Here is a 14,793-nt window from a genome sequence, read left to right as displayed (position 1 = left end):
CGGTGACCGGGGCCTTGCCGGGGACCGCCGCCGTTCAGCAGGGGTTGGGCAGCAGCGCCAGTTCCTGCAGCCGGCCATCGACGCTGAACTCGCCGAAATCCATCTTCAGCTCGTCGGCCACGCCGTTCTCGAAGTAGCGCAGCCCCACCTCGTAGTCGGGCGCGCTGGCGCCGCCGCCGGCGCCGCTGTCCTTGCGGTCGAAGAAGGCGACCCGCATCCGCGCACTGCCCAGCCTGGCGAGGTCGGGGAATTTGCCGCTCGCCGCCGGCGGCTGCCAGGCGGAGATCACCGTGGTGGTGTCCTGCGCGCCGTCGGCGCTGGTGCCGTCGAACAGCGGCACCACCAGCATCCGCGTGCCCGCCTTGGCCGCGGCAAGGCTGCGGATGGTGTGCAGCATCGGCAGCAGGGTGCCCTTCGGCAATTCCTCCTGCTTCGCCTCGGGCTCGGTGTAGCGCACCGTGCCGCCGGCATCCGTAATATCCGCATCGCCGGCGATCCGCTGGGAGACCGCCCCCTGGCTGGTCTGGGTCAGGCTGAAGCGGATGGACCTGCCGTCCTTGGTCTCGAAGGTCGAGTAGTCCGAGGTGGTCTCGACATCCTGGCCGTCGCGGTCGGTCAGCCGCAGCTGGAAGCGCTGCCGGGTCGCCCAGCCGTCGCAGCTGTCGATCACCTCGTACAGCATGACGCCCTCGGCCCGGGCGATGTCGGAATTGTCCCGCACCTTGTCGAGCGTCAGCCGATAGGCGGCGCGATGGCCGATCATGGCCTCCGCCCCCGGCTCCGCAGCGGGGGCCGGCAAGGCGACCGCCGCGCCCAGGGTGGCCAGGGCGGCGATCAGGTGGCGGCGCAACGGCATGGCGCGGGTCCTTGGGTGCATGCGCAGCAATTAGGGCGCCTTGGCCGGCGACGCATCCTTCGCGGCCGGCTTTTCGCCGGTTTGCCGGGCCGGCGGCAGCACGGTGCGGATATGCAGCTCGCGCGTCCGCGCCTCCTCCACCACGGAAGGCGAACCCATCATCAGTTCCTCGCCCTGCTGGTTCATCGGGAAGAGGTTGACCTCGCGCAGGTTTGGCTCCTCCGCCAGCAGCATGACGATGCGGTCGATGCCGGCCGCCATGCCGCCGTGCGGCGGGGCGCCGTAGCGGAAGGCGTTCAGCATGCCGCCGAAGCGGTCCTCGACCGCCTGCGGCGGGTAGCCGGCGATGCCGAAGGCCTTCACCATGATCTCCGCCTTGTGGTTGCGGATCGCCCCCGAGGCCATCTCGTAGCCGTTGCAGACCACGTCGTACTGATAGGCCCCGATGGTCAGCGGGTCCTGGCCCTCCAGCGCCGCCATCTCGCCCTGCGGCATGGAGAAGGGATTGTGGCTGAAGTCGACCTGCCCGGTCTCCTCGTTCAGCTCGTAGAAGGGGAAGTCGGTGATCCAGCAGAAGCGGAAGCCGGTCTTCTCCGAGAGCCCGAGGTCGTGGCCGAGCTTGAGCCGCGCCTGGCCGGCCAGCTTGGCGGCCTCGGCCGGCTTGCCGGCGGCAAAGAACACCGCGTCGCCGGGGGCGAGGCCGCAGGCGGCGCGGATCGCCTCGGCGCGGTCCGCTTCCAGGTTGCGGGCGATCGGGCCCTTTGCGCCGTCGGCCTCGAAGGTGATGTAGCCGAGCCCGCCGGCGCCCTGCTCGCGCGCCCATTCGTTCATCTTGTCGAAGAAGCTGCGGGGATTCTTGCCGGCCCCCGGCGCCGGGATGGCCCGCACCACGCCGCCGGAGGCGGCGATCTTGGCGAACAGCCCGAAGCCCGAGCCGGCGAATTGCGCGGTGACGTCGCGGATCACCAGCGGGTTGCGCAGGTCCGGCTTGTCCGAGCCATAGTCCAGCATCGCCTGGGCATAGGGGATGCGGATCCAGGGGCCGGCATCGACATGGCGGCCGGCGGCGAAGCGCTCGAAGGTGCCGCGGATCACCGGCTCCATGGTGGTGAAGACGTCCTCCTGCGTCACGAAGCTCATCTCGACGTCGAGCTGGTAGAACATGAGCGTTCTATCCGCGCGGCCGGCCTCGTCGCGGAAGCAGGGGGCGATCTGGAAGTAGCGGTCGAAGCCCGCCACCATGGTCAGCTGCTTGTATTGCTGCGGCGCCTGCGGCAGGGCGTAGAACTTGCCGGGGTGCAGCCGGGCCGGCACCAGGAAGTCGCGCGCGCCCTCGGGGCTGCTCACCGTCAGGATCGGCGTCTGGAATTCGTTGAAGCCGGCGGCGATCATCCGTTCGCGGATGTCCTGGATGATCTGCGCGCGCTGGATCATGTTGCGCTGCAGCCGCTCGCGCCGCAGGTCGAGGAAGCGGTAGCGCAGCCGCATCTCCTCCGGCGCCTCCTGCTCGCCGGCGATCTGGAAGGGCAGCACCTCGGCGGCCGATTGCAGCACCAGCTCGCGCACCCGCAGCTCGACCTCGCCGGTTGGCAGCTTGGCGTTCACCGTCCCGGCCTCGCGGTTCACCACCTCCCCGGTCACGGTGACCACGCTCTCGGCGCGCAGCCGGTCGGCCGCCTCGAACACCGGGGACCCCTGGGCCACGACGCATTGGGTCAGGCCGTAGTGGTCGCGCAGGTCGAGGAAGAGCAGCCCGCCATGGTCGCGCTTGCGGTGCACCCAGCCGGAGATCCGCACGGTCTTGCCGGCATCGGAGGCGCGGAGGGCGCCGCAGGTATGGGTGCGGTAGGCGTGCATGGGGCGGGGACCTGGAATATCTGGGATGGGCGGGTTTGAGGCGCCGGGGATGCGTCCTGTCAACCCCGCGATGGTCCGGCGATGACATCGGCCGCGCCGATGGCCATATCGATGGCCATCTCAGCCGGAGTGGGCCGGATGGCCAGCTATAGCGTCGCCGAAGCCAGGGACCGCCTGCCCGCCTTGCTCGCCGCCGCGGAACGCGGGGAGGCGGTGACCATCACCCGTCGCGGCAAGCCCATTGTCGAATTCAAGCCGGTGCAGCCGGTGGCGGAGAAGCGGGTCAGCCCGGAATCGATCGATGCGCTGGAGCGGGTGCTCGGGGCCTTCCCGTCCCAGGATGTCGATGCCGGCAGCTATGTCCGGGCCATGCGGGATGCGGACGACGAGGATTGATCTACCTCGACGCCAGCGCCTTCGTGTCGCTGTTCGTGGAGGATGCGCATAGCGGACGCATCCGTGGCCTGATGCGCGCCCGGCGGCCCGCCGTCGCGGTCAGCACCTTTGGCCTGGTGGAATTCGCCGCCACGGTCGCGACCCGGGACCGGGCCGGCCGGTTGGCCGCCGGACAGGCCGCCACGATCCTGTTGCAGGCCGATGCCTGGGTCGCCGCCCAGGCCACCACCCTGGAGGTCGACGCCGCCGACCACCGCACCGCCGCGGCCTATGTCCGCCGCTTCGAGCTCGGCCTCCGGGCACCGGACGCGCTGCACCTGGCCACCTGTGCCCGGCTCGGCCTGCCGCTGTTGAGCGTCGACCAGCGCCAGGCGGCCGCTGCCGCGGCGCTCGGGCTGGCGCTGGTCCCGGCCGAGGCCTGACGCGGCCGCCCCGGCTTTCCCCCCGGCTCCCCCGGCGGTAGAAGCATGGACATGAGCCGTCGCCCGCCTGCCGATGCCGATACCCCCGCCCTCGTCACCACCTCCGCCGAGCTGGCGGCCCTGTGCGAGCGCCTGAGCGCGGAGGAGTTCGTCACCGTCGATACCGAATTCATGCGGGAGCGGACCTACTGGCCCGAGCTCTGCGTCGTCCAGCTGGGCGGCACGCATGAGACCGCCGTGGTCGATGCCCAGGCGGAGGGGCTGGACCTCGCCCCGCTCGGCACCCTGCTGGCCGATCCGAAGGTCACCAAGGTCTTCCACGCCGCCCGCCAGGACGTGGAGATCTTCCTGCTGAAATACGGCGCGGTGCCGACCCCGCTGTTCGACACCCAGGTCGCCGCCATGGTCGCCGGCTTCGGCGACCAGGTGAGCTACGACGGCCTCGCCCGGGCCCTGGCCAATGCGCAGATCGACAAGGCGCACCGCTTCTCCGACTGGTCGGCGCGCCCCCTCTCGGCCTCGCAGATCGCCTATGCCGCGGCCGACGTCACCCATCTGCGGAAGATCTACACAGCGCTGACCGCCCGCCTGGCCAAGGAAGGCCGGCTGGACTGGGTGGCCGAGGAGATGGCCGTGCTGAACGAGCCCGGCACCTATCGGACCGAGCCCGGGAATGCCTGGGAACGGCTCAAGCCGCGCACCACCAACCGCCGCTTCCTCGGCATGCTGCAGGCCATCGCCGCCTGGCGGGAGAAGGAGGCGCAGCGCATCAACATCCCCCGCCAGCGCCTGGTGAAGGACGAGACCCTGCTGGAGCTGGCCGCGACGGCGCCGGAGACCGCGGCCGACCTGGCCCGCGCGCGGGGGATCTCGGAGGGCTTCGCCAAGGGCCGCAGCGGCGCCGGGCTGCTGGCCGCGGTCAAGGAGGCCAAGGCGCTGCCCGACAGCGCCCTGCCGGAGCCGCCGAAGGAACGCGGCGGCCCCTCCCCCTCCCCGGCCCTGGTCGCGCTGCTGAAGGTGCTGCTGGCGACCAAGTCCGAGGAGCACAACGTGGCGCCGAAGCTGCTGGCCAGCTCCGACGACCTGGAACGCCTGGCGACCGAGGCGCATCCCGACCTGCCGGCGCTGCATGGCTGGCGGCGCGAGGTCTTCGGCGATGCGGCGCTCGCGCTGAAATCCGGCAGGCTGGCGCTCGGCGTCGATGGCCGGCGCATCAAGCTGATCCCGGCGGGGTGACCCCATCATGGCGGAACCCTATGCCGCCGCCTTCTACGAATCGCACGCAGAGGCCTCGCTGCGCTCCGCCCGCTGCGTCCTGGCGCAGGCCTTCGCGCTGCTCGGCGTGCCCGCCAGCGTGGTCGATCTCGGCTGCGGCACCGGCGCCTGGCTGCAGGCGGCGCAGGAGCTCGGCACGCGCGGCATCCTCGGCCTCGATGGCGACTGGGTGCCGCGCGACCAGCTGCTGATCCCCGCCGACCGCTTCCTCGCCGCCGATTTCGCCGCGCCCGACCCGGCGGCGATCGCCGCGCGCCTGCCGCTGCCGGCCGGGCTGGCGATGAGCCTCGAGGTCGCCGAGCACCTGCACCCGCACCAGGCCGCCGGCTTCGTCGGGCTGCTGGCGGGCCTCGCCGATGCGGTGCTGTTCTCCGCCGCCATCCCGCACCAGGGCGGCGAGCACCATGTGAACGAGCAGTGGCCCGACCATTGGGCCGCGCTGTTCGCGGCCCAGGGCTTCCGCTGCTTCGACCTGCTGCGCCCGGCGCTCTGGCTGCACCCCGAGGTGGATTGGTGGTACGCGCAGAACACGCTGCTGTTTGCCCGCGCCGGCAGCGCGGCGGAGGCGGCCCTGCTGCGGCATGCCGCGCCCGGGCTGCCGATGCGGCTGGTGCATCCCGCGCCATGGGCCGGGCTGGCCGGGCATCCGGCGCCGCCGGCCGACCCGCTGCCGCTGCTGCTGCCCTTCGGGCAGGAGGCCGCGCCGGCGCCGGACGGCCCGCTGGCCTTGCCGGCCGGCGGCACGGTCACGCTGACCAATGCCAATCCCTGGACGCATGCCAAGGCCGCCGGCCTGCAGTTGCATCCCAATTCCCCCTGGGAGCCGGCGCTGCGGCTGGTCTATGCCGGGCTGCCGCGGCTGCGGGCCGGCCGGCGGCTGTTCCAGGCGATGCTGATGACTGCGCCCGAGGCACCGCCGCTGGTGCTGCGGATCGGCCTGGTCACCGCCGAGGGCCATGTGCTGGACACCCCGCTGATCGAAATCCCGCCCGGCACCCGGCGGCTGGTCCGCCGGGCCTTCTGGCCGCATGCCGAGGCGACCGGCCTGATGCTGGAACTGGTGGTGGCACCTGGCCAGCCGAACAACTACGACGGGGCGCTGTTCGTCGAGGCGCCCTGGCTTGAATAGCGCCGCGCCCCGCCGCGGCCTCCAGGACCTGCCCTGGCTGCTGATGGGGCTGACCGCACTGTTCTGGGCCGGCAATGCCATCCTCGGCCGCGCCGTGGCCGGGCAGGTGCCGCCGCTCGCGCTGGCCTTCTGGCGCTGGGTGGTGGGCGCGGCGATCATCCTGCCCTTCGCCTGGCCGCATCTGCGGCGGGACCTGTTTCCCATGCTGCGGGCCTGGCGGGTGATGCTGGCGCTGTCGGTGCTGGGCATCGCCGTGTTCAATTCCACGCTCTACATCGCGGCGCAGAGCACCACCGCGCTCAACATCGTCATGCTGCAATCGACCATGCCGGTGCTGATCGTCGCCGCCTCCTTCCTGCTGTTCCGGGAACGGGTGACGGGGCGCCAGGCGCTCGGCATCGCGGTCTCGATGGCCGGGGCGGTGATGCTGGTGACGCGCGGCGACCCCGGCCTGCTGGCGCGGCTGGACCTCAACCGCGGCGATGTCTGGATGCTGGGCGGCATCGTCAGCTATTCCTTCTACACCGCGCTGCTGCGGCGCCGCCCCGCGGTGCACGGGCTGAGCTTCGTCGCCGCCACCTTCCTGGCCGGCGCGGCGCTGCTGCTGCCCTTCTACCTGGCGGAGACGCTGTCCGGCCGGCCGCTGCCGCTGACCCCGGTCGCGGCGGGGGCGGTCCTCTATGTCGCGCTCTTCGCCTCGGTGCTGGCCTATCTCTGCTTCAACCGGGCGGTGGCGCTGCTGGGGGCGAATACCGCGGGGCTGGCGGTGCACCTGGTGCCGGTCTTCGGCACGCTGCTGGCGGTGCTGCTGCTGGGCGAGGTGCCGCGCGCCTATCACGGCCTGGGGATTGTGCTGATCGGCAGCGGGATCTGGCTGGCGCAGCGGCGCGGCTGAGGCGGCCCGGTGGCCGCAACGCCGGCAGGCGCGAAGGGGCTGGATCGGCCCACCCGAAGCATGATGCGATATCGGCAACCGACGTTTGCGTCGCCATGCGTAGGCCCGTAAGCGCCATCGACCCGCCCCCCCCCGGAGCGACCGCCTGACCATTCCGGTCAAACGGCCGAACAGGGAGGCTGGCCGACTTCGCGCGGTGGACCTGCCTTCTTCGCGACAGCGGCAGCGCGGATACGGGGGTGGCTGCGTCCGACGTCCGGTGGCAAAGAGGCGCCAACCAGTCCTGGAGGACGCCATGATCCTTACCTCGCGCCGCCTCGTGCTCGCCGCGACGCTTGCCGCCCCCGCCATCGCGCGTGCCCAGCAGCAGCGGCCCGTCACCATCGTTGTGCCCTTCGCCGCCGGCGGCAGCACCGACGTACTCTCGCGCCTGATGGCGGAGCGGATGACGCAGACCCTTGGGCAGACGGTGCTGGTCGAGAACCGGGCCGGCGGCAACACCATCGTCGGTGCTGAATACGTCAGCCGTGCCCAGCCAGACGGCAACACGCTGCTGATGGCGGCCGGCACCACGCTGAGCATCAACCCCGTCGTGGTGAAGAACCTGCCCTACAAGCTCGAGGACTTCGCGCCGATCTCCCTGGCGACCACCTACCCCTTCGGCATCCTCACTCAGAATAAGGGCCCGGCCGACATCCCGGCCCTCGTCGCCGCGGCCAAGGCTGATCCTGGAGGGATCACCTACGGCACCAACGGCCCGACCACGCTGACCAACGTCGCCATGCTGCTGGTGATGGAGCGCTTGGGCATCCGCATGCAGGACGTTACCTATCGCGGCGATTCGGCGGCACTGAACGACTTCGTCGCCGGCAACCTCGACGTGCTGGTGGTCGCTGGGAGCACCGCCGTGCCGGTCTTCCGCAATGGCCAGGGGCAACTGATCGGCTGGACCAGCCTGCAGCGCATGCCGACCACGCCCGATGTGCCCACGGTGGCCGAATTCGCCCCGGGGACCGAGGCGCTGAGCTGGTTCGGCCTGCTCGCCCCCGCGCGTACCGCGCCCGCCCGGGTGCAGCAGCTGCACGACGCCGCGGCAGGGTCGCTGAAGGATCCGCGCATCCAGGAACGGCTGACGCGGGATGCCCAGTTCATCGTCGGCAGCACGCCGGAGGAATTCGCCCAATTCCTGCGCGACCAGGACCGGCTCTGGCGGCCGATTCTGAGCAAGCTGGACGTGCAGAACAACTGATCTCTGAAGGCGCCCGTTTGCGTTCGGCCGAACTCGGGCGAGCAGCGCGCGGCGGCGGGGGACCGTATTCGGTCCAACTCCGAAAGCGACCGTCGCCCGCCTACAACAAAATCGGACCTCAGCCTCTCCTGTTCGCCACCGGTCAACGGTCGTTGGTGAACAGTACCCCTCCGGTGAGGACCGCCTTCCGGCCTGGTGCTGAACCTGTCTGCTGATCCTGTCGGCGCTCGCAGGAGCGTTGTTAAGAAGCGGTTTTCAGAATTCGTGGGCAAGCCGCCCTGCAACCAGGAATACGCAGGCAGTCTGTGGCAGCGACTGGATGACAAAGCCGAGGCGGTCATAGCGCAGCGCGAGGCGCCTGTTCTCGAGCACCCAGGCATTGCTGCGCTCGACCGGCCGGCGCCGTTGGCCAGGCCCTGATCTGCGGGGCTGACCGCGCTTGTGGATATGGGGTTCGGCGTCAAACTGGCGGCAGAGATCGCTATGATGCTCGGCATCGTGGCCCTTGTCTGCGAACACCGTGCGGATCCGGGCCATGACCGCGAAGGCGGCCAGGAATGGAAGTTCGAAGACGAGCGTGTCATTGACGTTGGCCGCGGTCACCGCACAGGCCACCGGTACACCGTTCCCGTCGGCCGCGCTGTGATACTTGCTGCCCTGCTTGCCGCGGTCCGTTGGGTTCGGGCCGGTGAGGTCGCCACCGCGTTTGGCCCTCACGGAACAGGTGTCGAGGATCAGGTCGGGATGGCCACGCAGCATGCCAACCAGCAGGGCGTGCACCTTCGCCAGCACGGCCGTCTCGGACCAGCGTGCCAGAAAGCGGCGCAGGGTCGAGCCGCTGGCCTGCTCCTCGGTGGCGGTCAGGCTGCGCCAGGGCGTGCCCTCGCGCAGAAAGCGGCGCAGCGTCGCCACGCTTCGGATGGTCTCGGTCGGCGGGTGGCCAGGGCCGCGATCCGGCGGGCGATCACAGGCGTCGATCACCGTGGCAATGAGGTGCAGAAGTCTGAAGTCCGAAGTGCCTGCCCCTTTCTGCTGCCACACACATGGGTAGCCGCAGCACAGGACCGCCGATTGATCCTCCTCAACCAAAAGCGGTCATGAGCGTTCGCCGGCACAATGCATCACTGGCGCTCCCGCTTTCGCACGAATGACGGGGAAGCAAGAATACGGGCTTCCGTGATGACTTCGAAGGGGCCGTTGCTGCTGATTTTCTTTGCCACTCAAGCGCTGGCCGGCGAAGCATATGCTCAACGGGAAAGCGACTGTTGGGGGAGCGATCATGTCTACCGCAGCGACTATCGGGCTTGAGGCGGCCAAGCTCATAGAGGCGGCGCGGCATCTCGGCCCGACCATCGTAGGCATGCGCGATGAGATCGACCGCGAGCGCCAGTTGCCCGCGAGCCTCTTCGAGCGGCTGCGGGATCTCGGCTTCTTCTCGCTCCTCCTGCCCCGGCGCTTCGGCGGACTCGAACTGAGCCTGGCCGACTACATCAAGGTCGTGGAGGCGGTGAGCCGGTTGGACGGTTCGGTGGGCTGGTGCGTGACCATCGGCGGCGGCGCCCCTCCTTGGCTCTCGGGCTTTCTGCCCGAAGCCGTCGGGCGTCGGATCTTCGTGGAAGACCGGTCCCTGGTGGCCGGAAACCTCGGGCCGATCGGCCGAGCCGTGTCCGTGCCTGGCGGCTACCGTGTGACCGGACACTGGCCCTTCGGCAGTGGCATCATGCATAGCGTGTGGATCGCCTCGGGGTGCATGGTGATGGACGGCGACGCTCCTCGCCGAAAGCCGGATGGCACGCCCGAAACGCGCATCCTGTTCGTCCCGACCACCGCAGTGGAGATCATTGACACCTGGCATGTCGGCGGCCTCCGGGGAACCGGAAGCCACGACTACCGTATGACCGACCTCTTCGTGCCGGAGTCCCATGCCGCCGCGCTGGGCCAAGATCCAGTGGTGTCCGGCCCCCTCTACGCCCTCCCGCCGCCTACTGTCCTTGGGACCACGATCGCAGCGGTGCCGCTCGGCATCGCGCGGGCCGCTCTGGACACGGTCAAGGAAATGAGCGCTGGCAAGACCCCGCGGATCGGCGCGGCGCTGCTACGGGACAGGACCGTGGTTCAGGCGGCGGTCGGGCGGGCAGAGGCGCAGTTGCGGGCGGCGCGGGCCTTCCTGTTCGAGGCCTGCGAAGAGGCCTGGAGCGCTGCCTCGAATGGCGCCCCGGCAACCCTGGAGCAGCGCGCCGCGGTGCGGCTGGCCTTGGCACAAGCCGGGGAGGCCGCGAAGGCGGTCGTCCAGATCGCCTACGACATTGGAGGTGGCAGCTCGGTCTACGATAGTTGCCCCCTGCAGCGCTGCTTCCGCGACGTACATACGGCGTCACAGCACGTCCAAATCCAGAGTGCGGGCTTCGAAACCGCAGGCCGTGTCCTGCTCGGTTTGGAGCCGGGCACGCCCGTTCTTTGATGCCAGCCAGATATGCACATACGGCTGCACCTGGGAGAACCAACCCCACCAAAGGTAGATGTGAAAACCGCCTCAAAGAACGGGGCGGCTTGGGACATTGAGATCAGCAGCGGCATTGAGCGCCGGCGGCAATGGCGGGTGGCGGACAAGCTGCGGAGTGTGGCGGGGGCTGGGCGTCCCGGCGCGCCTTTCGTCGAGGTAGCCCGCCGGCATGAGGTGAGCCGGGGCGTGCCATGGGCCTGGCGCTAGCAGGCGCGGCAGGGCGTGCTGGTGGCCGAGCCCGCGCCGATGTTCGTGCCGCTGCAGGTGGCAGCGGGCCTGCCGCCCCTCGGGCTGAGGCTGCGCCGGCGGCGTCGCCCAGGATCGCGATAGCCTTGCCGGACGGCAGGGTGATCCGCGTCGACGAGACTATCCCTGAACGACGGAGGGGCCTCGCCCCGGCATCACTCTACCCGAAGCCACCCAGGCGGGCGGCCAGTGCGACAAGGCGGCTAGCTGATCTCCGGGTAGCGATCAGCCCTCCGCCACCTGGACCACCGCCTCCAGGCCCATGGTCGCGCCCAGCGCCTCGACCCGGCGCAGCACGCTCTCCCCGGCGAATACCCCGGTCCCCTCGGCCAGCTGCAGCACCAGCCGGCTGCCATCGCGCCGCAGCGTGGTGCCGGCCAGCAGCGCCGGCGTCCCGCCGCACAGCGTGTAGGCCAGCCGCAGCGCTGCCCCCAGCGCTTCCGCCCGGCGGATCGTGGGAACGTCCAGCAGCACCCGGGTCGGCGCCAGGTAGGGCGCGTTCGGCTCGGCCTCGTAGCGGAGCGCCGCCACCAGCGCGAGGAAGGCCCGCGCATGGTGGTCCAGCCCCACGCCATGCTGCCGCAGCACCCGCAGGAAGGCCTGTTCGGCGCGGTATTCCGGATGGTCGTGGCTGCCGATGTCGGAGACCCAGCAGGCCGCTTCCCGCAGCGCCCGCTGGTTGGAATCCTGGTCGGCGAAGACCGGGTCGGTCCAGGCCAGCAGCGCCGGCGGCAGTCCGGGATCGCGGCCCCAGCGGAAGGCCAGCTCGTGCGAGGCGGCCAGCAGCGGCTCCTGCGCGCGGACCGCGGGCGACAGCAGCCGGGCGTACCAGCCCTCGCGCAGCCCGTTGGCGGAGAACACCACCCGCCCCGCCCCGGTCGCCCGCAGCAGCCGGCGCAGCGCCACCGCGGCGAAGGGCAGGTCGCCCAGCCGCTTCTGCGGCGCCCCGGCCATGCGTTCCAGGGTGCGGCGCGACGCCGCCATGACCACGCCGCAGAGGTCGCGCGCCTCCTCCCGCCGCAGCACGTAGTGGTGCACGATCGCCAGCGGGTAGCCGGTCTGGGCGATGTGCATCCGCGCCATGGCCCGCCAGGCGCCGCCGACCAGGTACAGGTCGCGCCCCGCCCCCTCGGCCAGCCAGGGGGTGCGGGCCAGTTCCTGCTCGGCGATGGCCCGCGCCCGGACCACGTCGCCATTGGCGCGCTCCGCCAGCCGGATCACGCCGAGCGGCAGCGAGGCGGCGCGCGTCGCCCGCCCGGCCTCCAGCCGCACGACCTCGAGGCTGCCGCCGCCGAGGTCGCCCAGGATGCCGTCGGCCCCGGGGAAGCCCAGCAGCACCCCGTCGGCGGACAGTTCCGCCTCGGTCTCGCCGGCCAGGATGCGGATCGGCACGCCGGGCATCCGCGCCTCCAGCGCGGCGACGAAATCCGGCCCGTTGGCGGCATCCCGCACCGCGGCCGTCGCCAGCACCTCCAGTGGGTCGGCCCGCATGGCCCGCGCCACGGCATGGTAGCGGTCCAGCACCGTCAGGGTCTGGGCGATCGCCTCCTCGTTCAGCCGGCCGGTCGATTGCAGGCCGCGGCCGAGCCCGAGCACGGCCTTCTCGTTGAAGATCGCCTGCGGGTTGCGGCCCAGGCCCTCGAAGATGACGAGGCGGACGGAATTCGAGCCGAGATCGACGATCCCGCTGCGGCAGGGGGAGGGCGAAGCGCCGTCCGCAGGGGTGTGGTCCGTAAGGTGCAAACGGTTCAGTCCTGTGTCACGCGGTCCTGGCGGGTGCGGCGGCTGGCCGACGATGTCCGTCGCAACGCGCTGCCCCGGCCGGAGAGCGAGGGGTTGGTCATGAAATATTCATGCGCCGAGACCGGCGCCTCGCCGCGGCCGATCCGCTTCCAGTCGCCGCCCGGCTGCAGCTGCCAGCTCTGCGCCGTGTCCTTCAGGTTGGTCACCATGATCTGGTCGAGGATCTGGGCGTGCACCGTCGGGTTCTCGATCGGCACCAGGGTCTCCACCCGCCAGTCCATGTTCCGCGCCATCCAGTCGGCCGAGGAGATATAGACCCGCGCGCGGCGCGAGGGGAGCCGGTGGCCGTTGCCGAAGGCGATGATGCGGGAGTGTTCGAGGAACCGCCCGACGATCGACTTGACCCGGATATGGTCCGACAGGCCGGGCACCCCGGGCCGCAGGCAGCAGATGCCGCGGATCACGCAGTCGATCCGCACCCCGGCCTGGCTGGCGCGGTAGAGCGCATCGACCAGCTGGGTGTCGACCAGGCTGTTCATCTTGATCCAGATCGCCGCCGGCTTGCCGTCCCGGGCGAAGCGGATCTCCTGCTCGATCAGCCCGAGCAGCGTCGGCCGGGTGGTCAGCGGCGAGAAGGCGAGCAGGTCCATCGCCTCCGGCCTCGCATAGCCTGTCATGTAGTTGAACAGCTTGGAGGCGTCCCGCGTCAGCCCCGGATCGGCGGTGAAGAAGGACAGGTCGGTGTAGATCCGCGCGGTGATCGGGTGGTAGTTGCCGGTGCCGAAATGCGCGTAGCTGCGCAGCACCTGGCCCTCCCGCCGCACCACCAGCGACACCTTGGCATGGGTCTTCAGCTCGACGAAGCCGAAGACCACCTGGACGCCGGCGGCCTCCAGCTCGCGCGACAGGGCGATGTTGCGCTCCTCGTCGAACCGGGCCTTGAGCTCGACCATCGCGGTGACGCTCTTGCCGGCCTCGGCCGCCTCGATCAGGGCGCGGGCGATCGGGCTGTCGCGCGAGGTCCGGTACAGCGTCTGCTTGATGGCGACCACGTTCGGGTCGCGCGCCGCCTGGCGGAGGAACTGCACCACCACGTCGAAGGATTCGTAGGGGTGGTGGACGACGATGTCCTTGGCGCGGATCGCGGCGAAGCAGTCGCCGCCGAAATCGAGGATGCGTTCCGGGAAACGCGGCGTGTACGGGGTGAACAGCAGGTCCGGCCGGTCGTCGACGATCAGCTGCTTCAGGTCGGCGATGCCCAGCAGCCCGTCCACCACCACCACGCTGTCGGGCGAGGCGTCCATCTCCTCGACCACGAAGTCGACCATGTCGGCCGGCGTCGCCGCGGTGACGGTCAGGTGGATCGGCCGGCCGCGGCGGCGGCGCTTCAGCGCGGTCTCGTAGGACCGCACCAGGTCCTCGGCCTCCTCCTCGAATTCCACGTCGGTGTCGCGGATCAGCCGGAACAGCCCGTGCTCGGCCGGGATGAAGCCGGGGAACAGCCGCCCGAGCGAGAGGTTGATCGCGTCCTCCAGCAGCACGAAGCGGATCGCGGCGCCCGGCTCCGCCACCGGCAGCCGGATGAAGCGGTCGATCTGGGGCGGCAGCGGCAGCAGCGCCCGCATGGTGCCGCCATCCTCCTCCCGCACCAGCTTGAGCACCATGCAGAGCGCCAGGTTCTGGATGAAGGGGAAGGGATGCGCCGGGTCCACGGCCAAGGGTGTCAGGACGGGGAAGACCCGGTCCATGAACCAGGCGCCCAGCCAGTCGCGCTCGGCGTCGCTCAGCTCCTCGCCGCCTGCCAGGGCGATCCCGGCCTCCGCCAGCCGCCCGCGCAGCACCCGCCATTCGTGCTGCTGCCCCTCGATCAGCGACTGGGCCCGGGCCAGGATGTCGGTCAGCTGCTGCGACGGGGTGCGGCCATCCGGCGACAGGGTGGCGATGCCGGCGCGTTCCTGGCCGATCAGCCCGGCGACCCGGACCGAATAGAATTCGTCGAGGTTGGAGGCCGAGATGGCGATGAAGCGCAGCCGCTCCAGCAGCGGGTGGTGCGGGTTCGCTGCCTCTTCCAGCACCCGCGTGTTGAAATCCAGCCAGGACAGCTCGCGGTTGATGAAGCGCGCGGGCTGGTCGAGGCCGATGCCGGCCTCCGGCGCGGCCTCGACGGGCGGCTTCATCTCGACGAGCGACATGGCGAAGGCCTCCTGCGGATTTGCCGCCAG

At 70.7% G+C, this 14,793-nt stretch carries 12 protein-coding genes; 7 read left to right on the top strand and 5 right to left on the bottom strand.

What is annotated here, in order from left to right:
- Window positions 1-34 precede the first annotated feature (34 nt).
- Together ACFQS7_RS16075 and aspS are read right to left on the bottom strand one after the other, a co-directional pair.
- Window positions 35-877, bottom strand: a complete 843-nt coding sequence (locus ACFQS7_RS16075) for a cell envelope integrity EipB family protein (RefSeq protein ID WP_380068117.1) — start codon at window positions 875-877, stop codon at window positions 35-37.
- A 9-nt stretch (window positions 878-886) separates the two neighbouring features.
- Window positions 887-2,713 (bottom strand): aspartate--tRNA ligase, encoded by a 1,827-nt coding sequence (gene aspS, locus ACFQS7_RS16070; protein ID WP_380068116.1) that lies wholly within the window; start codon window positions 2,711-2,713, stop codon window positions 887-889.
- A gap of 138 nt (window positions 2,714-2,851) precedes the next feature.
- On the opposite strand from aspS, the gene ACFQS7_RS16065 reads away from it, so the two are divergent.
- From ACFQS7_RS16065 to ACFQS7_RS16040, 6 genes are all read left to right on the top strand, one after another.
- Window positions 2,852-3,109, top strand: a complete 258-nt coding sequence (locus ACFQS7_RS16065; RefSeq protein WP_380068115.1) for a type II toxin-antitoxin system Phd/YefM family antitoxin — start codon at window positions 2,852-2,854, stop codon at window positions 3,107-3,109.
- Complete coding sequence (locus ACFQS7_RS16060) at window positions 3,106-3,531, top strand: type II toxin-antitoxin system VapC family toxin (protein ID WP_380068114.1); 426 nt, start codon at window positions 3,106-3,108, stop codon at window positions 3,529-3,531. Before ACFQS7_RS16065 ends, ACFQS7_RS16060 begins: the two co-directional genes overlap by 4 nt.
- A 51-nt stretch (window positions 3,532-3,582) precedes the next feature.
- A complete protein-coding gene (gene rnd, locus ACFQS7_RS16055; protein ID WP_380068113.1) occupies window positions 3,583-4,767 on the top strand; it encodes a ribonuclease D in 1,185 nt (394 codons plus the stop codon).
- A gap of 7 nt (window positions 4,768-4,774) precedes the next feature.
- A complete protein-coding gene (locus ACFQS7_RS16050) occupies window positions 4,775-5,935 on the top strand; it encodes a hypothetical protein (RefSeq protein WP_380068112.1) in 1,161 nt (386 codons plus the stop codon).
- A complete protein-coding gene (locus tag ACFQS7_RS16045; RefSeq protein WP_380068111.1) occupies window positions 5,928-6,830 on the top strand; it encodes a DMT family transporter in 903 nt (300 codons plus the stop codon). Before ACFQS7_RS16050 ends, ACFQS7_RS16045 begins: the two co-directional genes overlap by 8 nt.
- 295 nt (window positions 6,831-7,125) lie before the next feature.
- Complete coding sequence (locus ACFQS7_RS16040; RefSeq protein WP_380068110.1) at window positions 7,126-8,079, top strand: Bug family tripartite tricarboxylate transporter substrate binding protein; 954 nt, start codon at window positions 7,126-7,128, stop codon at window positions 8,077-8,079.
- 255 nt (window positions 8,080-8,334) lie between these two features.
- On the opposite strand, the gene ACFQS7_RS16035 is transcribed toward ACFQS7_RS16040, so the two are convergent.
- The gene (locus ACFQS7_RS16035) at window positions 8,335-9,060 is read right to left on the bottom strand and encodes an IS5 family transposase (RefSeq protein ID WP_380068109.1); all 726 of its coding nucleotides are present in this window, start codon (window positions 9,058-9,060) and stop codon (window positions 8,335-8,337) included.
- Between the two features lie 379 nt (window positions 9,061-9,439).
- On the opposite strand from ACFQS7_RS16035, the gene ACFQS7_RS16030 reads away from it, so the two are divergent.
- Window positions 9,440-10,540 carry an acyl-CoA dehydrogenase family protein gene (locus ACFQS7_RS16030; protein WP_380068108.1) on the top strand — a complete coding sequence of 367 codons (1,101 nt, stop codon included), beginning with the start codon at window positions 9,440-9,442 and terminating at the stop codon, window positions 10,538-10,540.
- A 513-nt stretch (window positions 10,541-11,053) separates the two neighbouring features.
- Here ACFQS7_RS16030 and ACFQS7_RS16025 read toward each other — a convergent pair.
- Together ACFQS7_RS16025 and ACFQS7_RS16020 are read right to left on the bottom strand one after the other, a co-directional pair.
- Window positions 11,054-12,571: a Ppx/GppA family phosphatase gene (locus tag ACFQS7_RS16025; RefSeq protein ID WP_380068107.1), complete on the bottom strand. Its 1,518-nt coding sequence runs from the start codon at window positions 12,569-12,571 to the stop codon at window positions 11,054-11,056.
- A 5-nt stretch (window positions 12,572-12,576) separates the two neighbouring features.
- Window positions 12,577-14,748 (bottom strand): RNA degradosome polyphosphate kinase, encoded by a 2,172-nt coding sequence (locus ACFQS7_RS16020; protein WP_380068384.1) that lies wholly within the window; start codon window positions 14,746-14,748, stop codon window positions 12,577-12,579.
- Between the last annotated feature and the right edge of the window lie 45 nt (window positions 14,749-14,793).

This window comes from Dankookia sp. GCM10030260 (assembly GCF_042666655.1).
Classification (GTDB): domain Bacteria; phylum Pseudomonadota; class Alphaproteobacteria; order Acetobacterales; family Acetobacteraceae; genus Paracraurococcus.
Note: the sequence above shows the minus strand (reverse complement) of the source record. Positions and strands in the feature narration are given on the sequence as shown.

Excerpts from the sequence above, each read along its gene's own strand:
- aspS (WP_380068116.1), bottom strand. The coding sequence starts at position 2,713 with ATGCACGCCTACCGCACCCATACCTGCGGCGCCCTCCGCGCCTCCGAT.
- ACFQS7_RS16020 (WP_380068384.1), bottom strand. The coding sequence starts at position 14,748 with ATGAAGCCGCCCGTCGAGGCCGCGCCGGAGGCCGGCATCGGCCTCGAC.
- rnd (WP_380068113.1), top strand. The coding sequence starts at position 3,583 with ATGAGCCGTCGCCCGCCTGCCGATGCCGATACCCCCGCCCTCGTCACC.
- ACFQS7_RS16065 (WP_380068115.1), top strand. The coding sequence starts at position 2,852 with ATGGCCAGCTATAGCGTCGCCGAAGCCAGGGACCGCCTGCCCGCCTTG.
- ACFQS7_RS16075 (WP_380068117.1), bottom strand. The coding sequence starts at position 877 with ATGCACCCAAGGACCCGCGCCATGCCGTTGCGCCGCCACCTGATCGCC.
- ACFQS7_RS16040 (WP_380068110.1), top strand. The coding sequence starts at position 7,126 with ATGATCCTTACCTCGCGCCGCCTCGTGCTCGCCGCGACGCTTGCCGCC.
- ACFQS7_RS16050 (WP_380068112.1), top strand. The coding sequence starts at position 4,775 with ATGGCGGAACCCTATGCCGCCGCCTTCTACGAATCGCACGCAGAGGCC.
- ACFQS7_RS16030 (WP_380068108.1), top strand. The coding sequence starts at position 9,440 with ATGCGCGATGAGATCGACCGCGAGCGCCAGTTGCCCGCGAGCCTCTTC.